Consider the following 21,350-nt stretch of genomic DNA (forward strand, 5'->3'; position numbering starts at 1 on the left):
TGGACGATAGATACGGCTGAGTTTTCCTCGGGCGCTTGTCGACCGCGACCACGACGGTGTTGCCTGAAATTGCGCCGCATTCGTGTCCCGCGCGATTGCGGGACTTGCGCTCGACCTGACGCGCTGGCCAATCAGGCCTTATCGCCCACGGGCGAGAACAGATAGCCGCCGCCCCGGATGGTGCGGATCACCGCGGGCTTGGCCGGGTCCGGTTCGATCTTGCGCCGGATTCGCATGATGCGCAGATCGACGGCGCGGTCGAAGGCTTCGCTGTCGCGCGCATTGGCCAATTCCAACAGGCGCTCGCGCGACAGCACCCGTTTCGGATTGGCTGCGAAAACCTTGAGCAGTCCGAATTCGGACGCGGTCAGCGGATGCTCGTTGCCTTCGTCGTCGCGCAACGCCTGCGCCTCCAGATCGAGCCATTTGGTTCCGAACCGCACCAACTGGTCCTTCGCGGCTTTCGCCGCCGGTGTTTCCGGCGCGGCTGCCGGCGCCCGGGCCGGGGAGCTTCGCCGCAGCACCGACCGGATCCGCGCCATCAGTTCGCGCAACTCGCAGGGCTTGGCGATGTAGTCGTCGGCCCCGAGTTCGAGACCGACCACGCGGTCGATCGGGCTTGCGGTGGCCGTCAGCATGATGACGGGAACGTTGGTGCGGCTTTTCAGGTCGCGGATGATGGAAAGCCCGTCTTCCTCCGGCATGTTCAGATCGAGCACCACGAGATCGGGCACGCTGGTTTCGATCGCGCCGCGCAGGCTCTTGCCGCCCTCGCACAGCGTTACGGTAAAGCCGTGCATCTTGAGGTACTCCCCAACCATCTCGCGGGCCGGCGCCTCGTCGTCGACAATGATGATGTGCTGGCTCTGGCTCATGACATCTCCGTCGCGGGTAGAATGACGGTGAAGGTCGATCCCTGGCCGGGCCCGCCGCTGTCCGCGGTGACCCGGCCGCCATGCATGTCGATGATGCGCTTGACGATCGACAAGCCCAGGCCGGTCGAGCTTTCGCCGGCGGTGGGTTTGGCGGAAAGCCGCTGGAAGCGGCCGAACAATCGTCCGAGATCTTCCGGAGAGAGACCCGCGCCCTCGTCGGCGATGCGGATGACGGTGTTATTCTCTTCGTGGCTGACCACCACCGCGATCTTGCCGCCGATCGGACTGTATTTGATGGCGTTGCTGACGAGATTGTCGATCGCCTCCCGCATCCGGTCGGCATCGCACATCGTGACGACATTCGGCGGCGCCGAGACCGTGATGGTCTGCTGCTTGTTGGTGGCCAAAGGTTGATTGGCGTCGGCGACTTCGCCGGCAAGCGCGGCGACATCGACCGGTTCGCGGCGAATCGAGATGTCGAAGGCATCGGCCATCGCATCCGAAATCAGATGGTCGACCATCGAGGTCAGGCGCCTGGTGGCGTCGCGAATATGCTCCACCTGGGCCGTGACGCTCTCCTTGGAAGCCGCCGCGCTGATCAGTTCGGTCAGCATCTCGGTGCGGCCCAGGATGACGCCGAGCGGATTCTTCAGATCGTGGGCGACGGTGCCGAGAATTTCATTCTTGAAGCCGTTGGCGCGCTGCAGCCGCAGCCATTGTGCCGACAGCCGGCGGTTGGCCTGCATCAGCGCACGGGTGCGCTGGGCGACGCGGTCTTCGAGCTGGGTATTGGCCTCGTGAAGCTGCTGATACAGGATCACATTGTCGAACGCGATCGAAAGCCGGCTGCCGAAAATCTCGACCAGCGAACGGTCGGTTTCGGACAGCTGGCGCTCCGCCTGCAGCAGCACGACGACTTCCCGTCCGCTGCCGGTGCGAATGTAGAGCACGGTGCGCTGATCGACGAATTCATGCTTGCGCCGCCGGAAGGCGGCTTCCACCATCGACCGTAAATCGGGGTCGAGCGATTCGGATCCGGCGGCGCCGATGAAGCGGCTATAGCAGCCCGAACCGGCCAGCACGGAAAAGTCGTCGCCAATCACGCCGCTGTCGCGCAATACCAGAATGCCGGCGCAATCGACGTTGAGCAGCGAGGCGATTTGCGTCAGCACGCCTTCGGCGAGGCGCTGCATCGATTTGAAATCGTACAGGGTCGAGGCGGCGTCGATGATGATTTCCAGCCCGCGCCTTGTTTGCACCATGCGCTCGAGCTGCTGATAGCTGCGCAGCGCCGCGGTCAGCGAGGTAAACAGCTTGTCGGCCGTCAGCTCGGTTTTCGCCTTGTAGTCGTTGATGTCGTATTGGACGATGACGCGACGCTCGGGCGCCTGTCCGGGCTGCCCGGTGCGCAGGATGATGCGGACGGTCTCGTTCTTGAGTTCGTTGCGGATGTACTCGACGAGATCGAGGCCGGCGGCGTCGGTTTCCATGATGACGTCGAGCAGTACGGCCGCGATGTCGGGATGGGCGCCCATCAAGGTCCGGCCCTCGGCCGCCGAATAGGCCGACAGGATCTCGAGCGTCTGTCCATTGAGACTGTAGTCGCTCAGCGCAAACCGCGTGCCTTCATGCACCGCCTGATCGTCGTCGATCACGGCGACCTTCCACTTGCGCCCGGTCGACAGTTCCGGAGCGGTTCCGGAATCGTCGATCAGGTGGAGGACATCGTCCTGTTCGGCCATTGAAAGGTCCCGTTGCTTGCCAGGTCTGCGTCCGGGGAGCCGCCCCTGGCGGCCCTCGGCATGATAATGCGAAATGTGGCGCCTTGTCCCAGTCTTGAATCCAGCATCATCCGGCCGCCGAACTGCTGGGTGACGAGGTTATAGGCGATATGCAGACCAAGTCCGGTGCCGCCCTCGTTGCGCCGGGTCGTAAAGAACGGGTCGAACGCCTGCCGCTGCACGTCCGGCGTCATTCCGGCCCCGTTGTCGGCAAAAATGATCTCGACGTCGTCGTGGCCGCGGGGGCGCGCTGAAATCGAGATGGTCCCAGAGCGCCCGTCGCCAAACGCATGATTGGCGGCGTTAAGGAAGAGATTGGTCAGAATTTGCCCATAAGACCCCGGGTAGCCGTCGATGACAAGGCCCTCCGGCATGTCGACCGAGAGCGCGATCGGCGCCCGCTTCAGAACCGGCCGCAGGCTGGCGATGATCTGGTCGGTCGCCTGGCTCAGGCTGAACTGCCGGCGTTCCGCATGCGAGCGGTCCACCGCGACCTGCTTGAAGGACTGGATCAGTTCGCCGGCGCGATGCAGGTTGGCTACCAGTTGCTGTGCTGCGTCGCGCGAGGTGCGGACGAATTCCTCGAGTTGAGAGCGCCGCAGCTGGCCGTCGGATTTCAGCTCGGCCTCGAACGTTTCGGCGCGGCGCGCGAAACTGGAGGCCACCGTCAGGCTGATGCCGATCGGGTTGTTGACTTCATGGGCGACGCCGGCGACCAGTCCGCCGAGCGCCGCCAGCCGTTCGGCGTCGATCAGGTTCTGCTGGGCGGTGTTGAGTTCGAGCAGGGCGCTTTCGGCTTTCTCCTTGGACGAGCGCAACTCGTCTTCGGTCGCGCGCTTGGCGATGGCGTTTTCGCGGAACACCTCGACCGCGCGCGCCATCGCGCCGATCTCGTCGCTGGCGTTTGTCCCCTGCACGCGCCGGTCGTAATCGCCCGACGTGATCGCCTGCATCGCCGCCATGATCTGGTACAACGGCAGCCGGATACTGAGCGCGATCAGGACCCCCGCGCTGACGATGATGCCGAGAAAGATCACCGCGATCGACAGCACCTTGCGGGATATGCTGGCGAGCGTCCGGTCGAACGTCTCCTGGGCTTTCTGCTCGCGCTGGCGCATCTTGGCCGACAGATCGTCGATGGCGCCGATGGCTTCCGCCTGGCTGTCGTCGATGGTGTTGCGCAGCAGCTCGGTCCGGCTCGCCAGTTGCTCCGACAATTTCGAAAGGCCCTGGCGCAACGCCTCGGTCCGCGCGTTCAATCGCTGCAGCGCCATGCGCTGCAGGTCGTTGTCGGCGAGTTCGGACATGACAGGGATGGATTTTTCGATCGTGTCGGTGTTGCGGCGGGCTTCCTCGGCGGAAGCCGTCGCCAGCGAGAGATAATAGGCGTTGGCGGCGACCAGCATCGCGGTGAACGCCTCGCGGGATTTTCCGAGCGACGGCCAGATCAGCGCGTCGCGGTGGCCGGTGGCACCCTCGATGATCGAATACAGCCCGGCCATGTCGCGGGCCGGGGTCAGGACCTCGTCCTCGTAGGTCTTCGAAATCGTGGCCTGGACGCCGCGGAGTTCGCCGAAGCCATTGAGGAAACGCTCGGTGACGCGCTCGAGTTCTTCTACCGATCCTGACAGCATCGGGTCGGTCGAGGCGCGCGTGGTCAGGGTGCCCATCACCGCCTCGCGCAGCAGCAATATTTCGGCGAACAGTTCGGGGTTGGGCTGGTTGATGTAACGATGGATCAGGTTCTGCAGCCGGCCGGTTTCGCTCTCCAGCAGCGCCAGGATCCTGTCCGACTCGCGCACCTGCCGGACGTCGTCCCAGGCGGAGCGGAGCACCTGGGCGCCGTTCCATATCATGGCAGCGAGCACCACGACGACCGCCGAGTTCAGCGCGGCAATCGACAGGATGCGCCAGCGGATCGGCACCGCGCGGACCAGCCCAACGATGCCGGAGCGACCGCGCGCGGCCAGGCTCGCCGGCCGTTCCGCAGCTTCGTCCCGCTCGGGTGCATTCAGGGCCAACTCACGCCACCTTGCGAATTCGTTTGATCAATTCCGCGGTCGCCGGATCGCGCTCAGCCTTGGCGTAGATCCCGGCCATCGCGGCTTCGAAGGGTTTGCTGTCGAAGTCGGTCACGATCATTACGCCGGCCGCCAGGCCGATAAATCCATAAGGCTCGAAGCTGTCCAGAATTGCGCTGCCGGTCGGCCCGTCCGGCACCTTCTGCAGATGCTCGATGGAGTGGAACAAAAACGGCATCGCCAGCACGTTCATCGCCGGCATGAAAGCCCCGGTCAGCGCCCCGTTGTTGCGGTTGAGGTCGATCGCGCCGGCGCGGGTCTGCTCGATGGTTTGCTGTTCCTCGCCGAGCTGGCGCGAGTGAAACAGCCCGGTCTGATGACGGCCACCGCTCTGGTCCGCGATCAGGCTTCCCATGTAGCGCAGCGCCTGCACGGTCGGGTCATCTTCGTTCTGGGTGTCGGCGACACGAAATTCCCGCGCCACCGCTCTCGTCGAGACCGCCGTCAGCAACAGCGCGACAACGAGGGCTCCGGTCCGCGAAAGGTCGGCGCGGCTGTACACAGGCAGCTTCATCCCTATGATAATGTCTAAGGATAGACGAAAAGGTTCAATGCAACTTAGCGGAGGGGCTATTCTGACCGTGCCGCTGAGAGCGTCAATGGTGCGTTGCGCTCGGGTTTTTGCGGATGACAGCCGGTGGCGCGGGGTGCGGCAAAAAATCCGCGCAGGCGGCGCTGGATTCCGCGGTCGAGCGCGGCAACCGGCTGCTGCGCCAGTTCGAGCGGGCCAACCCGGACCGGTAGTTGCGGCCGGACTTCACGCCATGGAATCGGCTTCCTGAGACCGTAACGATCATGCATTCACTGCCGCGCGTAGAAAATATCGAGGCATTCGAGTCCTGGCGCGCCGACCTCTCGCGATGCTTGCCGGCGGTGCTCGACATCGCGCGCACTCATGGGCTGCCACACGGGGATCCACACTTGTTCCCGACCGGCACCAATCTCGTCGTCGCGCTCGACGCGCGGCTGGTGCTGAAGCTTTTTCCGCCGTTGCTGCGCCGTCAGTTCGTGTCCGAGCGCAGTTCGCTGTCGCAGCTTCGCGGCCGGCTCAGCGTCCCGATTCCTGAAATCGTGCTCGAAGGCGAGCGCGACCAATGGCCCTATCTTGTGATCACGCGGCTCAACGGCATCCTTGGCACGCAGGCGTGGCCAGCCCTGCCCGAGGATCAGAAAGAACGCGTGCTCGGCCAAATCGGGGAGACCATTGCGGAAGTACAGCATGTCCCGGTTGGAGCGCTGTCCAGCATCGAGCCGCGCTGGGACCGGTTCATCCTCCGGCAAATCGAGGGATGCCGCGCCAGGCATGAGCCTCTCGGGCTGCCGCGAAAATATCTGGACGGGCTGGACGAGTTTCTCCGCGGTGCGGCGGCCCATATTCCCCTGCAGGCGCCGCCGGTCATCCTGACAGGTGAATACATTCCGGAGAACTTTCTGCTGAGCCGTGAAACCGGAGACTGGCGGCTGTCGGGACTTGTCGACTTCGGCGACGTGTTCACGGGCTGGCGCGAATACGACCTGCTTGGGCCGAGCGCCTTCATGACGGCAGGAATGCCGCGCCGGGTGCGAAGCCTTTTCGAGGGGTTCGGGTATTCGCAGTCGGATATGACCGCGACATTGAGGCGACGGCTGATGGCGCTTGCCCTGCTGCACCGCTTCAGCGATTTCAACCGTCAAATCTGCATCGAGGGTTGGCAGCAGAAGGCCGGCGACCTGTTCGAACTGGAGCGATTGCTCTGGCCGATTTGACCCGCGGCTCGGATCGATGTGGCTGGCTTGTTCGAGCCGTTCCTGTTGCCGTCGGCCGGTGACTTCGCCCAAGAAAAAAGTGCAAGACGCATGCCTTCACAATAGGCACAGGCGTTTCTTTGTATGCAATGCCAGTTCGCGCCTGCGAGATCGATCCACCGCCGCAAGGCCCGGATCCGAAGCCAAATCAGGCGTTTAAAAGCATGCTTAGGCTTCCGTTAAAATTTGGCACGAACCTTGCGACGCCTGCTCCAAATGCCTTTTCCCCCGTGCGTTTGGAGCATCCCATGAAGCGCCGCGATTTCCTGAAATCGGTCTCCGGCATCGCCGCCGGCGCCATGGTGCCCGCGCCCGCAATCTGGTCCCCCGCCAAAGCCGACGCCCGCTCGGAAACCCTGCTGATCGTCTCGGAAGGCGGCCCCAACAATCTCGACATCCACGGCATCGGCACCAACGTTCCCGGCTACGAGGTGTCGTGGAATTGCTACGACCGCCTGATCAGCCACGAGATGAAAAGCGGTCCCGGCGGCGTGCCGTATTACGACCGCGACAAGTTCAAGCCCGAACTCGCCGAAGACATGAATGTCGGCGACATGTCGGTGACGTTCAAACTGAAGAAGAACGCAAAATTTCACGACGGCACGCCGGTGACGGCCAAGGACGTCAAGTGGTCGCTGGACCGCGCGGTCAGCGTCGGCGGATTCCCGACCTTCCAGATGAGCGCGGGCTCGCTGACCAAACCGGAGCAGTTCGTTGTGGTCGACAACAACACGGTGCGGGTCGACTTTGCCAGGAAAGACCGGCTGACGATTCCCGATCTCGCCGTCATCGTGCCCTGCGTGGTCAATTCGGAACTGGTGAAGAAGAACGCCAGCGAGAAGGATCCCTGGGGTCTCGAATACACCAAGCAACAAACCGCCGGCTCTGGCGCCTACAAAGTGACAAAATGGACCGCCGGCACCGAAGTGATCATGGAGCGCAATGACGACTGGGTCGGTGGCCCCTTGCCGAAGATCAAGCGCGTGATCTGGCGCACGGTGCCGCAGGCCGGCAATCGCCGCGCGCTGTTGGAACGCGGCGATGCCGACATCTCCTATGAATTGCCGAACAAGGATTTTCAGGAACTCAAGGCCGCCGGCAAGCTCAACATCGTGTCGCTGCCGTTCTCGAACGGCATCCAGTATATCGGCATGAACGTCACCAGGCCGCCGTTCGATAATCCGAAGGTGCGCGAGGCGATGGCTTACGCGATCCCCTACCAGAAGATCATGGACGCGGTGCTGTTCGGGCTCGCCAATCCGATGTTCGGCGCGCCCGCCAGCAAGGCGACGGAGGTGGCGTGGCCGCAGCCGACCAAATATTTCACCGACATCGACAAAGCCAAGGCGCTGCTCGCGGAAGGCGGCTATCCGAACGGCTTCGAGACCACGCTGTCATTCGACCTCAATTTCGCCGGCATCAACGAGCCGCTCTGCGTGCTGACCCAGGAAAGCCTGGCGCAGATCGGCATCAAGACCACCATCAACAAGGTGCCCGGCGCCAACTGGCGCACCGAATTGAACAAGAAGGAAATGCCGCTCTACACCAACGTGTTCTCGGGCTGGCTCGATTATCCCGAATACTTCTTCTACTGGTGCTATCACGGCAACAATTCCGTCTTCAACACGATGAGCTACAAGTCGCCGGAGATGGACAGACTGATCGACGGCGCGCGCACCGCGGCCGCGACCGGCGATATGCCGGCCTACGATGGCGACGTGAAGGGTTTCGTCGACCTCGCCTTCAAGGATATTCCGCGCATTCCGCTGTATCAGCCCTTCGTCAACGTCGCGATGCAGAAGAACGTCTCCGGCTATCAATACTGGTTCCACCGCCGGCTCGATTATCGCGCGCTGGTGAAGGGTTAAGTGGGCGAGTGGCGAATGGCGAATAGGGAGTGCCGAATAGTGAGAGAAAGCAGCCACGATGATCTATTCGCTATTCGCCATTCGCCATTCGCGCGGTCACGCTATTCGCCATTCGCACGGCGCGCGGGCGCGCCATGCTGACCATGATCGGCAAGCGGTTGATGTTCGCGATCCCGAGCCTGATCGGGGTCGTGATCGTCACGTTCCTCCTGACCCGGGCGCTGCCCGGCGATCCCGCCGCGTATTTCGCCGGACCCGCCGCGAACAAGGAGGCGATCGAGCAGATCCGCAAGAAGCTCGGCTTCGACAAGCCGCTGATCGAGCAGTTCTTCCGCTACACCGCCGATCTCGCGCATGGCGATTTCGGCAATTCGCTCACGACCGGCCAGCCGGTGGCGACCGAAATCCGCAATCGACTGCCGGCCTCCGCCGAACTGACGCTGCTCGGCCTCGTCGTTTCGATCGCGATCGCATTGCCGCTCGGCGTGCTCGCCGCGACCCGCCCCGGCTCCTGGATCGACCATCTATGTCGTGTGACCACGACCGCGGGCGTGTCGCTGCCGGTGTTCTTCACCGGACTGGTGCTGGTCTATATCTTCTATTTCAGACTCGGATGGTCGCCGGCCCCGTTGGGACGACTCGACGTGTTCTACAGCGCGCCGCCGGCGGTGACCGGCCTCTATCTGATCGACGCCCTGATCGCGCGCGATTTCGAGACCTTCCGTTCCGCGCTCAGCCAGTTGATCCTGCCGGCGCTGACGCTGGCGATCTTCTCGCTGGCGCCGATCGCGCGCATGACGCGGGCCTCGATGCTGGCGGTGCTGTCGTCGGATTTCGTGCGCACCGCGCGCGCCAGCGGCCTGTCGCCTGGAACGGTGATCGTCACCTACGCCTTCCGTAACGCCATGCTGCCGGTCGTCACCACGCTCAGCATGGTGTTCTCGTTCCTGCTCGGCGCCAATGTGCTGGTCGAAAAGGTATTCGCCTGGCCCGGTATCGGCTCATACGCGGTGGAAGCCCTGATCTCCTCGGACTTCGCGCCGGTGCAGGGCTTCGTGCTGACCATGGCCGTCATGTACGTGCTGCTCAATCTGATGATCGACATTCTCTATGGCGTGATCGATCCCAGAGTGAGGCTGGAAGGGTGAGAGGTAAGCATGAGCACCGTTGCCCCCGCCGTTGAACCCGTCGCTCCCGCGCGCACCTCAGGTCTGGCCGCGATCTTCGAGCACACCCGCTATGTGCTCGGCGAAAATCGCGTCACCGCGTTTGCGTTCGGGCTGCTGATCGTGATCGTGTTCGCGGCGCTGTTTGGCCCCTACGTGGTGCCGTACGATCCGCTGGCGTCCGACACCGCGGCGGCGCTGAAGCCGCCGTCAGAGGCGCATTGGTTCGGCACCGACCAGCTCGGGCGCGATATTTTCAGCCGGGTTATTGTGGCGACGCGGCTCGACAGCTTCATCGCGGTGGCGTCAGTGGTGCTGGTGTTCCTGATGGGCGGTCTCGCCGGGATCGCGGCCGGCTATTTCGGCGGCTGGACCGACCGCATCGTCGGACGCGTCGCCGACACCATCATGGCGTTTCCGCTGTTCGTGCTGGCGATGGGGATCGTGGCCGCGCTCGGCAACACCGTGCAGAACATCATCATCGCCACCGCGATCGTGAATTTCCCGCTTTATGCGCGCGTCGCCCGCGCCGAGGCCAATGTGCGGCGCGACGCCGGCTTCGTACAGGCGGCGCGGCTGTCGGGCAACGGCGAGTTTCGGATCCTGCTGGTGCATATCTTGCCGAATATTATGCCGATCATGATCGTGCAGATGTCGCTGACCATGGGCTATGCGATCCTCAACGCGGCCGGACTCTCGTTCATCGGTCTGGGGGTGCGGCCGCCGACCGCCGAATGGGGCATCATGGTCGCGGAAGGCGCGGGCTTCATGGTGTCGGGCGAATGGTGGATCGCGCTGTTCCCGGGACTGGCGCTGATGGTCGCGGTGTTCTGCTTCAACCTGCTCGGTGACGGCCTGCGCGACATCGTCGATCCGCAGCGAAGGACGTGAGGCGATGAACGGAGTAGCTCCAGATATGGTTGTCGTTGCCGGGCTTGACCCGGCAATCCATCGCTCGAAGAGCGCTTTAAAGATTTTGCTGGATGCGCGGGTCAAGCCCGCGCATGACGGCGGGAACCGAACATGACCGCGCAGCCGCTGCTCGACGTCAACGATCTCACGGTGGAATTCGCCACCCGCCGCGGCATCGTCAAGGCGGTGCAGCACGTCAACATCTCGCTAGCCAAGGGCGAGACGCTCGGCATCGTCGGCGAATCCGGCTCCGGCAAATCGGTCACTTCTTACGCTGTCATGCGAATCCTCGACCGCGCCGGCAAGATCGCCGAAGGCTCGGTGATGTTTTCCGGCATCGACGTCAAGGCCGCGACCGAAAACCAGATGCGCGACCTGCGCGGCCGCGAGATCTCGATGATCTTCCAGAATCCGCGCGCGGCGCTCAATCCGATCCGCAAGGTCGGCGACCAGATCGAGGATGTGCTGCGCCAGCACGTGCAGCAGTCGGCAGTGGGCGATCGCGGCGAGAAGGCGATCGAGGCGCTGGAACAGGTTAAGATCGCGCGGCCGCGCGAGCGCTATCACGCCTATCCTTTCGAGCTGTCGGGCGGCATGTGCCAGCGCGTGGTGATCGCGCTGGCGCTGGCCTGCAATCCGCAGCTTCTGATCGCGGACGAGCCGACCACCGGCCTCGACGTCACCACGCAAAAGGCCGTGATGGACCTGATCGTCGAGTTGACCAGGCGAAAAGGCATGTCGACCATCCTGATCACCCACGATCTCGGCCTCGCCGCCGCCTATTGCGATCGCGTGGTGGTGATGGAGAAGGGCCGCGTGGTCGAAACCGCGCTGTCGGCCGATATCTTCGCCAGCCCGCAACACGCCTATACCAGGAAACTGATGCGCGCGACGCCGCGGCTCGGCGTCTCCCTGCGCGATCTGCTGCCGGAGGCGGATGCGGCGGCGCCGGCGCCGATTTCTCTCACCTCTCCCCGCGTGCGGGGAGAGGTCGACGCGCAAAGCGCGTCGGGTGAGGGGAACTCTCCGCAAGTTGCGCTTGCTGAGGCGGCCCCTCACCCCGACCCTCTCCCCGCAAGCGGGGAGAGGGAGAAGAAGCCCGGGGGTGACGAGAATCCCAAACCCCTGCTTCTCGTCGAAAAACTCGTCAAGGAATATCCGCGCCAGGGCGCCACGGCGACGCTGACGAAACTGTTTTCCCGCAAGCCACCGGTCGAGCTGGAGCAATTCCGTGCCGTCGATGGCATCAGTTTCAGCGTCGGCCATGGCGAGAGCGTCGGCCTGGTCGGGGAATCCGGCTGCGGCAAATCCACCACGTCGATGATGGTGATGCGGCTATTGGACCAGACCTCGGGCCGCATCACGTTCGATGGCGACGAGATCGGCGGCATCCTGCCCAATGCGTTCGCGCGGCTGCCGTCGCGCAAGAGTATCCAGATGGTGTTCCAGGATCCGACCGACAGCCTCAATCCGCGCTTTACCGCCGCGCGCGCGATCGTCGATCCGATCATGCAGCTCGGGGACATCAGGGGACGCGACGCCCTGCGCGCCCGTTGCGAGGAATTGGCCGGGCTGGTCGGCCTGCCGGTCAACCTTCTGGATCGCTTTCCGCATCAATTGTCGGGCGGGCAGAAGGCGCGCGTCGGCATTGCCCGCGCCATCGCGCTGCACCCCAAGCTCGTCATTCTCGACGAGCCGACCGCGGCGCTCGATGTCTCGGTGCAGGCAGTCGTTCTCAATCTGTTGCACGATTTGAAGAAGTCGATGGGCATGAGTTATCTGTTCGTGTCGCACGATTTGAATGTGGTGCGGTTGCTGTGCGATCGTGTCATTGTGATGCGGTCGGGACGAATTGTTGAACAGGGTCCCTCCGAGCGGGTATTGGGTGATCCGCAGGATGCTTATACAAGAGAGCTGCTGACGGCGATTCCGCATCCGCCGTTGCCGGTTCACTGACCCCGCCGACCGATGGAAGACCAATGGTTGCTGATCCGCTTGATGATTATATCGATGCCGTCTCGAAAGCGCTGGCGCTGCCGGTCGACGAGGCCTGGAAGCCGGCGGTCAAGGCCAATCTGGAGGTGTCGCTGAGACTAGCGCGGTTGGTCGATGAATTTCCACTGTCAGACGAGGCTGAGCCGGCCAGTGTCTTTGCAGCCTGATATCGCCATGACCGTTGATCGCGACGAACTGTCGGCCGCCGAAATCGCGCGCGCCGTGGCGAACGGGAAACTGTCCGCGCTTGGCGTGACCGACGCGGCGCTGGCGCGGATCGCCAAGCACGATCCCATCCTGAATTCCTTCACCGACGTGACCGCGGATCGCGCCCGTGCCAAGGCGCGGGCGGTCGATAGCGCTGTTGCGGCCGGCCAGAATGTGGGCCCGCTCGCCGGCGTGCCGTTCGCGGTGAAAAACCTGTTCGACCTGAAGGGCCTGCCGACCCGGGCCGGATCAAAGATCAATCGCGACCTCAAGCCGTCGTCGCGCGACGCCACGCTGATCGAGCGGATGGAGGCGGCCGGCGCCGTGCTGGTCGGCGCGCTCAATATGGGCGAATACGCCTACGACTTCACCGGCGAGAACGTGCATGATGGTCCGTCGCGCAATCCTCATGACGTGACCCGGATGACCGGCGGCTCGTCGGGCGGCTCCGGCGCCGCGGTCGGCGGCGGCCTGGTGCCGCTGGCGCTGGGCTCGGACACCAACGGCTCGATCCGCGTGCCGTCGTCGTTCTGCGGAATCTTTGGGCTGAAGCCGACCTATGGCCGGTTGTCGCGCGCCAGGTCGTTTCCGTTCGTCGCCAGCTTCGACCATCTCGGTCCGTTCGCGCGCAGCGTCGACGATCTCGCGCTGGCCTATGACGCGATGCAGGGACCCGATCCGGACGACGCGGCCTGCACGACCCGGCCGGCCGAGCCGGTGATACCGCGGCTGGCGCAGGACATCCGGGATTTAAGGATCGCGATCGCCGGCGGCTATTTTCAGAACAACGTTTTTCCCGAAGCAATCGAGGCTGTCGCCCGCGTCGCCGGCGCGCTCGGCACCACGCGCACGATCGAGATCCCCGAAGCCGCGCGCGCCCGCGCCGCCGCCTATGTCATCACCACCACCGAAGGCGCGTCGCTGCATCTCGATCGCCTGCGGAGGCGGCCTGATGATTTCGATCCGGCGGTGCGCGACCGCCTGCTGGCCGGCGCCATGATCCCGGCGGCGCTGGTCGACCGGGCACAGAAATTCCGCCGCTGGTACCGCGCCCGGGTGCTGGAAATCTTCCAGTCGGTCGACGTGATCATCGCGCCGGCGACGCCCTGCGTCGCGCCGAAACTCGGGCAGACGACCTTCGTGCTTGACGGCGTCGAACTGCCGGTGCGCGCCAACATCGGCATCCATACCCAGCCGATTTCCTTCATCGGGCTTCCGGTGGTCGCGGTTCCCGTTCCGCTCGAGCCGATGCCGATCGGCGTGCAGATCATCGCCGCACCCTGGCGGGAAGACATCGCGCTACGCGTGGCTTTCGCGCTCGAACGCACCGGGGTGGTTTCCGCACCGCGGCCGAGAGGATTGTAAAATGCAGGTCGATCTTCCTGACGTACTGGCCGAGGTGACCGAGCAGTTCGCGCGCTACGAGAAGGCGCTGGTGGCCAACGACGTCGCCGTCCTCGACGCGCTGTTTCACGCGGATGCCCGTACGCTGCGCTACGGCATCGGCGAAAATCTCTATGGCTACGACGCGATCATGGCGTTTCGCGCCGCGCGCTCGCCTGTTGGCCTGATGCGTAAGACCGCCAGGACAGTCATCACAAGCTATGGCCGCGATACTGCCGTGGCCTCGACGCTGTTCTATCGCGACTCCACTCCCGGCCGCGTAGGGCGGCAAATGCAGACATGGGTGCGATTCGCCGAGGGCTGGAAAATCGTCGCCGCGCATGTCAGCGTCATCGACGAACCAGGGGGTCAAAAGGCATGAGTCTTGACGATCTGCCGACCAGCGCGCCTTACCCTCCGGGCCGGGAGGCCGACGCCGTCGTTCGCCGCGTGGATCGTGCCTCTCCCAATTCGGACAAGGTCACGCGCGCGGAGGAACTGCGGCTGCAACTGGCGGACGACATCGTGCGCGGCGCGCTGGCGCCGGGTTCGGCGCTGGACGAGACCGAAATCGCAAAACGTTTCAACGTGTCGCGCACGCCGGTGCGCGAGGCACTGCGCCAGCTCGCGGCCAGCGGCCTGATCGATGCGCGGGCGCATCGCGGCGCGGTAGTGGCGCGGCCCTCGATCGAACGGCTGACCGGGATGTTCGAGGCGATGGCCGAACTGGAAGCGATGTGCGCCGGCCTCGCCGCGGAACGAATGCTTCCCGCCGAGCGTCACCGGCTGGAGGCGGTTCACGAGGAACTGCGGATGCTGAGTTACGCCGGCAATCCGGACCGGTTCCACGAAGTCAACGAGCGGTTTCACAATGCGATCTATGCCGGGTCGCAGAACGGCTATATCGCCGAAATCACGCTGGCGACGCGGGTGCGGGTGCAGCCGTTTCGCCGGGCCCAGTTTCGCAATCTCGGCCGTTTGGCAAAATCGCACGCCGAGCACGACCGTGTGGTGGTGGCGATCATGCGCGGCGACCGCGTCGGCGCGGCGACGGCGATGCGCGCGCATATCGAACTGGTGCGCGGCGAATACGAGATCTACGCGGTGTCGGTGTAGGCAGGCGAATGGGGAGTGGCGAATAGCGAATGGGGAAGTTTTCTTCGCTACTCGCTACTCGCTACTCGCTACTCGCTATTCGCTATTCGCCACTCCTTCGCCCCTCATCACCCCGCCACCCTCTCCGCAACGAACGCGCGCCAGCCGCCGTACGCGGAAATGTCGCGTGCGCTGCCGACATCAGCGGGTTCGACGATAAAACCTTTGACGCCGCGGCCATCGGCGAGGCGGATGGTGCCGATCGATAGCGGCGGCGGTATCGCTGCAACGAATCTTCCGAACGCCGCCGCCGGCAGGGCCCAGACCTCCAGTTCGATCGACGATCCGCTTCCCGCTTCCACGCGCAGCATGCCGGGCTTTGGTGGTGCGGTGTTCAGCGCGTAAAGCTTGTAGTCAGGCGCGGTCGCGGTCGACTCCAGCAGGCGACCGCCAAGCGCCTTCAATTCGCCGTTGAGCGCCATGCCCGACAGATGCGCGCCGACCACCGCGACGGCGATCTCGTCTCCGCTCGCGCGCGCCGGCAACGCCGCAAGCCGCGGCTGCGGCAGCGACCGGCTGCCCATCGGCAATCCCGTATCGGCATGAAAGACCCGGCCGATGCTGGCGAGCTGCGCGTCCTGGCCGGCCGGCGCCAGCAGCGTAATGCCGAACGGGATATTGTCCGGCCGTATCGCCGCCGGCAATGCGAGGCCGCAGAGGTCGAGCAGGTTGACGAAATTGGTGTAGGTGCCGAGCCTGGAATTGAGCTCGAGCGGATTGGCCAGCACCTGCGCTGTCGAGTACACGGTCGGCGCCGTCGGCAGCACCAGCGCGTCGATATCAGTGAAGGCGCGCTCGGCGATCTTGCGCAGCGCCTGCAGCCGGTACAGCGCCGCGAATGTGTCGGCGGCGGAAAGCCGCGCGCCGGCGATGATGATCTCGCGTGTCACCGGATGGATCGCCTCCGGCGACGACGCCAGCAGACTCTTGATCACCAGATAGCGTTCGGCGACCCACGGTCCTTCATACAGCAGCCGCGCGGTCTCATGGAACGGTTCGAGATCGAACTCGACCAGCGTGGCGCCAAGCTCGGTCCAGCGCTTGAGCGCCTCGCCATAAGCGGCCTCCGAGGCCTTGTCGCCGAAGAAGATCAACTGGCCGGGCCGCGGCACGCCGAGCCTGAGTTTCGAGGGAAACGCGGCCATTTCCGCCAGCGGGCAGTTGCGCGAAAACGGATCGGCGCCGTCGGGGCCGGCCATCGCCGCCAGCGCCGTCATGGCGTCGTCAACGGTGAGCGAAAAGATCGACACGCAGTCCAGCGTCCGGCACGCCGGCACGACGCCGGCGGTGGAGATCAGTCCGAGGCTCGGTTTCAGTCCGACGATGTTGTTGAGCATGGCGGGCACGCGGCCGGAGCCGGCGGTATCGGTGCCCAATGCCAGCGGCACCAATCCTGCCGACACCGCCACCGCCGACCCGGAACTTGAGCCGCCGGGAATCAAATCGGCGCGCATCGGATTGGTGGGGATGCCGTAGGGCGATCGCACGCCGACCAGACCGGTGGCGAACTGATCGAGGTTGGTCTTGCCGATGACGATGGCGCCGGCCGCGCGCAGCCGCGCCACCGCGGTCGCATCGTGCGACGGCGAATAGGCGAAGGCAGGGCAGGCCGCGGTGGTGGGCAGTCCGATGGCGTCGATATTGTCTTTTGCCGCGACGGGAACGCCGTACAGCGGAAGCTGCGCGGCATCCTTCGCGCTCAATGCCTCCGCTTCCGCCAGCGCTTCCTTTTCGTCACGCAGGCTGATGAAGATGGCGGGGTCGTTATGGTCCCGTATCCGCTGAAAGCTACGCGCCACGGTTTGCGAAGGCGATACGGTGCCGGCGCGATGCGCGGCGACAATCGCTGCGACAGTCTCAGTCACGCGCGGCTCCGATCGGGACAGAGTTTATTCGGCGGGCGCCGAGGTTCGCCATTGCTGATTGCACTCCGGAAGGTGGAAAATCTCACCGGGATCGAAGCAAGCGGTGTGCCATTGTGTACATCGGAATTGGAAAGCCAAATGGTGAAAATCACCGTTTGATATCAGAGGCTCAGTTTCCCAAACGGGTATGCCGCGGCCCCGCTTGTTGGGAGGCTGCAATCGAGTTTGCTCATTTTATAAGCAAGGATTTCCCTAGGCTGAGGCTTCTCCGCAGGGTGACGAAAACGCCGGCCGGGTCCACGAAAGCAGGCCAGCGCAACTCGCCTTAAGCCGTGGCGCCGGCGGCGCGGTGGCGAATCAACGCGGGGTGCGGGGCTGCAGCCTTGGCGGCCGAAGATGGCTTGGCGACTTTGGTCCTCAAAGGCTTGTTGGCGGCGGCTCCAACCGCTGCCGCTTGCTTCTGCGCAACCATATGCTCGGCAACCAGTTCCGACGAGAAACGGCTGACCGTGTCGGGATCGGTGATGATCGATTGCGTGTTGTTCTGCGCCTTGTATTTCGCCCCGCCGGGGCTTCCCTGGAGGATAAAGGTACCCTCGCCAGAGTCCGACCAATTGGTTGATCCCTCGCCGGCGACCCGGCCGTCCGCCACAAATCCCTTGGTGTGGCTGATCTGATGCGTGGCCGACTGGCCGATGACGAACTCCTGCACATGCGTTTTGGTGACGAAGTGCGTGTTGAACAGCGCGAGGTTGTGCTGCCGGTCGGCGTCGAGCAGGGCTTTCTCGTGCGGCCCGTTGGCTTGGCTCTTGTCCAGCGTGACCAGCATCGTAATCGTCGGATCGAGGGCAATTTTCATCAGGATATCGTTGAGCTCGTTGTCATCGAACCCGAACATGTTCAGGTAGAGCGAGACGCTGACCCGCGACAACACGTGCTTGAGGATATCGTGGACGTCGTCGCGCCCGACATAGAACAGGTGAAAGTCCTTGCTGGCGGTGGTCGAGTAGACTTTTTCCTGGGTGTAGCGCTGCAGGTCGAGCAGGTCGAAGCGCTGCAGACTGACCGATGGATCGTCAATGACATTGGTGACGGTCGATTTTGGCGGTGTCAGCGCCACTTCCTGCGCCGCCGTTGCGGCTGCCGCCGGCGTTGCCGCGATTACCACGGGCACCGGTATCGACGGTACCGCGGGCGCTGACGTTGCTGCCGCTACCGGCGCTGGGTCTGGTGTTTTTCGTGGACTTCTTTTTGGTGAAGCGCTTTTTTTGGATTTCTTTCCGGTCGCTGCTTTCTTTGCCATGGCGCGGACCCCCTCAAAAAGTTCGCCGACGCTAGGGCGGCAACGGCGAGGCTGTCAATCTGAAATTGCATAGACGCGACGATGCACGAAAGCGAGAACGCAACCCTCGTTGGCCGGATCACGCGATCGGCAATCGGCGTGTGACCGTCGACCCGTCAGCGCGCCACCTTGCTGCTGCCCTGCGTAATCAGCCGCGCGGCGCGCTGGTCGCGTGCATGATTCCACAGCCAGTTGATCGCGACGCTGAGCCGGTGACGCATGCCGATCAGGAAATAAATGTGCGCGATGCCCCAGATCCACCACGCGATCGTGCCGCGCAGCTTGATGCTTCCGAAATCGATCACCGCCTTGCGCTTGCCGATCTGCGCCAGGCTGCCGGCATGTTTGTAACGGAACGGCGCGGGCTTGCCGCCCTGCAGGCGCAGCTTGATGGTTTCGGCGACGTAACGCCCCTGTTGCTTTGCCGCGGGCGCAATGCCGGGCACCGGCTTTCCGTCGGGACCTTCGATCACGACGGTATCGCCGATGGCGAAAATGTCGGGATGGCCGGGGACGGTGAGATCGGGCAGCACCTGCAGGCGCCCGGCGCCGTCGGCCGGCGCGCCGAGCCACTCGGCGGCGGGCGAGGCACGCACGCCGGCGGCCCAGATCAGGGTCTTGGCCTGCAGCGTCTTGCCGCCATAGACGACGCCGTCGGAAGAGCATTCGGTGACGGCCTGTCCCAACACGACTTCGACGCCGAGACTCTTGAGCGAGCGTTGCGCGTAAGCCGAGAGATCGTCGGAGAAGCCCGCCAGCACGCGCGGCCCGGCCTCGATCAGGACGACACGCGCCTTGTGGGTGTCGATGTTGCGGAAGTCGGGCGGCAGCGTGTCCTGTGCCAGTTCGGCGATGGTGCCGGCGAGTTCGACGCCGGTCGGGCCGGCGCCGACGATGACAAAGGTCAAAAGCGCCGCGCGGCGCTCCGGATCGCTCTCGCGCTCGGCGCGCTCGAAGGCGACCAGGATGCGGCGCCGGAGCGTGGTGGCATCCTCGAGAGTCTTCAGCCCGGGCGCGAACGGCTCCCATTCGTCATGGCCGAAATAAGCGTGCCGCGCGCCGGTGGCGAGAATCAGCGTGTCATACGGCAAGGTGTCGTCGCCATCGAGCAGCACGCACTTGCGCTCGGTGTCCACGCCGGTCACCGTGGCAAACAGGGTGGTGACGTCGGGACGGCCGCGCAAGAGATAGCGCACTGGCCAGGCGATCTCCGAGGTCGCCAGAGATGCGGTCGCGACCTGATACAACAGCGGCTGGAACAGATGATGGTTGCGCCGGTCGACCAGCGTGATGCTGACCGGCGCGCCGGCGAGACGGTAGGCCGCCTCCAGTCCGCCGAAACCGGCGCCGACGATGACGATGCGATGGGGCTTGGTCGGCCGTGGCTGCTCGGTTGTCATGTAAAAGCGCCTTTGGTCTCGGGCCAATGCTCGTTCATCCATACCTCAAAGCAGATAGGGCATGGCCATCGATTCCCAACCAGAACTATAATTCTTGCTATCCGCGGCCCATGCGAATTATGCTGCATGAAGGCTGGCATTGAGCCGAAGGTTCTAGGAGGAGCCTGCGGTTCGTGCTTGCTGCCACCTTGAGATTTCGCGCACAAAACAGGTCACCTGGAAAACGGAAGACCCGGGAACGGAGCTTCGGCGGCTTCCGCGGATCTGGCCGGTGCTTTGGCTGGCGGCATACGTCAATAACCAAGAGGGGGATGAACATGAGAACGGCATTCTGGCTGGCGGGCGTAACGGCCCTGGCGCTGGCAAACCCGGCCCAGGCGGCGAACTCCATCAAGATCGGGTTTGTCTCCACCTTCAGCGGCCCCACCGCCGTGATCGGCAACGACATGCGCAATTCGTTCGAGCTTGCGCTCGATCACATGGGCCGCAAGATGGGCGGGTTGCCGGTCGAGGTGATTTACGAAGACGACCAGCAGAAACCGGATGTCGGCAAGCAGAAGACCGAGAAGCTGGTGCAGTCCGACAAGGTCGACTTCATCGCCGGCTATATCTGGTCGAACGTGCTGTTGGCCTCGCTCAAGACCGCGGTCGATTCGCAGACTTTCCTGATCAGCGCCAACGCCGGACCGTCGCAGCTCGCCGGCGAATTGTGTTCGCCTTACGTGTTTTCGACCTCCTGGCAGAACGACCAGACCCCGGCGGCGATGGGCCTTTACATGAATCAGAAGGGCGTCAAGTCGGTGTACCTGATCGGCCCGAACTATGCCGCGGGCAAGGACATGCTGGCCGGCCTCAAGAGCACGTTCAAGGGCCAGGTGCTGGGCGAGGACTACACGGTGTGGCCGAGCCAGCTCGACTTCTCGGCCGAACTGTCGAAGGCGCGCGCGTCGAAGGCGGAGTCGATTTTCGTGTTCTATCCGGGTGCCGCCGGCGTCCAGTTCCTCAATCAATATGTGCAGGCCGGGCTCAAGCCGCAGATTCCGCTCTATACGGCCTTCACCATCGACGAATTGTCGCTGCCGCTGCAGAAGGACAACGCGATCGGCGTTCCCGGCGCGCAGGAGTGGGTCAACGATCTGCCGAACGAGCAGAACAAGAAATTCGTCGCCGACTACCGCAAGAAATATCCCAATCTGCGCCCGACCTATTACGGCGCGCAGGCCTATGACGCCGCGCAATTGATCAACAGCGCGGTGGTGGCGGTGAAGGGCGACATGACCAAGAAGGACGCGATGAAGGCCGAGATGGAGAAGGCCAACTTCAAGTCGCTGCGCGGTCCGTTCAAGTACGGCAACAACCACATCCCGATCCAGAATTTCTACCTGCAGGACGTGGTGAAGGACGCCGACGGCCAGCTCTCGCTGAAAACCGTCTCGACCATCGTCAAGGACAGCCAGGATAGCTTCCACGACAAATGCCCGATGAAGTGATCGCGGGTTCTGTTCGAAACAGCGGCGGTAGCTCGTGTTGCCGCT

Annotated in this window: 17 protein-coding genes; 10 read left to right on the forward strand and 7 right to left on the reverse strand. The window is 63.9% G+C overall.

Annotated features, from left to right (window positions below; genetic code table 11):
* Positions 1-131: 131 nt before the first annotated feature.
* From B5527_RS00915 to dctP, 4 genes are all read right to left on the reverse strand, one after another.
* Complete coding sequence (locus B5527_RS00915) at positions 132-875, reverse strand: response regulator (protein WP_079599618.1); 744 nt, start codon at positions 873-875, stop codon at positions 132-134.
* Complete coding sequence (locus tag B5527_RS00920; RefSeq protein ID WP_079599619.1) at positions 872-2,617, reverse strand: ATP-binding response regulator; 1,746 nt, start codon at positions 2,615-2,617, stop codon at positions 872-874. Before B5527_RS00920 ends, B5527_RS00915 begins: the two co-directional genes overlap by 4 nt.
* Complete coding sequence (locus tag B5527_RS00925) at positions 2,587-4,581, reverse strand: sensor histidine kinase (protein ID WP_079606966.1); 1,995 nt, start codon at positions 4,579-4,581, stop codon at positions 2,587-2,589. The genes B5527_RS00920 and B5527_RS00925 overlap by 31 nt, the downstream gene beginning before the upstream one ends.
* Before the next feature lie 97 nt (positions 4,582-4,678).
* Positions 4,679-5,251, reverse strand: coding sequence for a TRAP transporter substrate-binding protein DctP (dctP, locus tag B5527_RS00930; protein ID WP_154071918.1), 573 nt, complete (start codon positions 5,249-5,251; stop codon positions 4,679-4,681).
* Between the two features lie 281 nt (positions 5,252-5,532).
* On the opposite strand from dctP, the gene B5527_RS00935 reads away from it, so the two are divergent.
* The 9 genes from B5527_RS00935 (at position 5,533) to B5527_RS00975 (ending at position 15,169) form a co-directional block, all read left to right on the forward strand.
* Positions 5,533-6,483, forward strand: a complete 951-nt coding sequence (locus B5527_RS00935; RefSeq protein WP_079599620.1) for an aminoglycoside phosphotransferase family protein — start codon at positions 5,533-5,535, stop codon at positions 6,481-6,483.
* A gap of 287 nt (positions 6,484-6,770) precedes the next feature.
* Complete coding sequence (locus tag B5527_RS00940) at positions 6,771-8,390, forward strand: ABC transporter substrate-binding protein (protein ID WP_079599621.1); 1,620 nt, start codon at positions 6,771-6,773, stop codon at positions 8,388-8,390.
* A gap of 134 nt (positions 8,391-8,524) precedes the next feature.
* Positions 8,525-9,538 carry an ABC transporter permease gene (locus B5527_RS00945; protein WP_079599622.1) on the forward strand — a complete coding sequence of 338 codons (1,014 nt, stop codon included), beginning with the start codon at positions 8,525-8,527 and terminating at the stop codon, positions 9,536-9,538.
* 9 nt (positions 9,539-9,547) lie between these two features.
* Positions 9,548-10,447, forward strand: coding sequence for an ABC transporter permease (locus B5527_RS00950; protein ID WP_079599623.1), 900 nt, complete (start codon positions 9,548-9,550; stop codon positions 10,445-10,447).
* Between the two features lie 132 nt (positions 10,448-10,579).
* The gene (locus B5527_RS00955) at positions 10,580-12,424 is read left to right on the forward strand and encodes a dipeptide ABC transporter ATP-binding protein (protein WP_079599624.1); all 1,845 of its coding nucleotides are present in this window, start codon (positions 10,580-10,582) and stop codon (positions 12,422-12,424) included.
* Positions 12,425-12,447: 23 nt separating this feature from the next.
* Complete coding sequence (locus B5527_RS00960; RefSeq protein WP_079599625.1) at positions 12,448-12,630, forward strand: DUF4089 domain-containing protein; 183 nt, start codon at positions 12,448-12,450, stop codon at positions 12,628-12,630.
* Between the two features lie 7 nt (positions 12,631-12,637).
* The gene (locus B5527_RS00965; protein WP_172842442.1) at positions 12,638-14,035 is read left to right on the forward strand and encodes an AtzE family amidohydrolase; all 1,398 of its coding nucleotides are present in this window, start codon (positions 12,638-12,640) and stop codon (positions 14,033-14,035) included.
* 1 nt (position 14,036) lies between these two features.
* Positions 14,037-14,435 carry an oxalurate catabolism protein HpxZ gene (gene hpxZ, locus B5527_RS00970; RefSeq protein WP_079599627.1) on the forward strand — a complete coding sequence of 133 codons (399 nt, stop codon included), beginning with the start codon at positions 14,037-14,039 and terminating at the stop codon, positions 14,433-14,435.
* Positions 14,432-15,169 carry a GntR family transcriptional regulator gene (locus B5527_RS00975; protein WP_079599628.1) on the forward strand — a complete coding sequence of 246 codons (738 nt, stop codon included), beginning with the start codon at positions 14,432-14,434 and terminating at the stop codon, positions 15,167-15,169. The genes hpxZ and B5527_RS00975 overlap by 4 nt, the downstream gene beginning before the upstream one ends.
* Before the next feature lie 107 nt (positions 15,170-15,276).
* Here the strand turns inward: B5527_RS00975 and atzF are convergent, their stop codons facing one another.
* From atzF to B5527_RS00990, 3 genes are all read right to left on the reverse strand, one after another.
* The gene (gene atzF / locus B5527_RS00980) at positions 15,277-17,073 is read right to left on the reverse strand and encodes an allophanate hydrolase (protein ID WP_079599629.1); all 1,797 of its coding nucleotides are present in this window, start codon (positions 17,071-17,073) and stop codon (positions 15,277-15,279) included.
* A gap of 325 nt (positions 17,074-17,398) precedes the next feature.
* Positions 17,399-18,241: a hypothetical protein gene (locus tag B5527_RS45630; RefSeq protein WP_197689258.1), complete on the reverse strand. Its 843-nt coding sequence runs from the start codon at positions 18,239-18,241 to the stop codon at positions 17,399-17,401.
* Positions 18,242-18,531: 290 nt separating this feature from the next.
* The gene (locus tag B5527_RS00990) at positions 18,532-19,815 is read right to left on the reverse strand and encodes an NAD(P)/FAD-dependent oxidoreductase (protein WP_079599630.1); all 1,284 of its coding nucleotides are present in this window, start codon (positions 19,813-19,815) and stop codon (positions 18,532-18,534) included.
* A 317-nt stretch (positions 19,816-20,132) separates the two neighbouring features.
* On the opposite strand from B5527_RS00990, the gene B5527_RS00995 reads away from it, so the two are divergent.
* Positions 20,133-21,305 (forward strand): ABC transporter substrate-binding protein, encoded by a 1,173-nt coding sequence (locus B5527_RS00995; RefSeq protein WP_079606968.1) that lies wholly within the window; start codon positions 20,133-20,135, stop codon positions 21,303-21,305.
* The last annotated feature ends 45 nt before the right edge of the window (positions 21,306-21,350 follow it).

Origin of the sequence: Bradyrhizobium erythrophlei (genome assembly GCF_900129425.1) — a bacterium.
Lineage (GTDB): Bacteria > Pseudomonadota > Alphaproteobacteria > Rhizobiales > Xanthobacteraceae > Bradyrhizobium > Bradyrhizobium erythrophlei_C.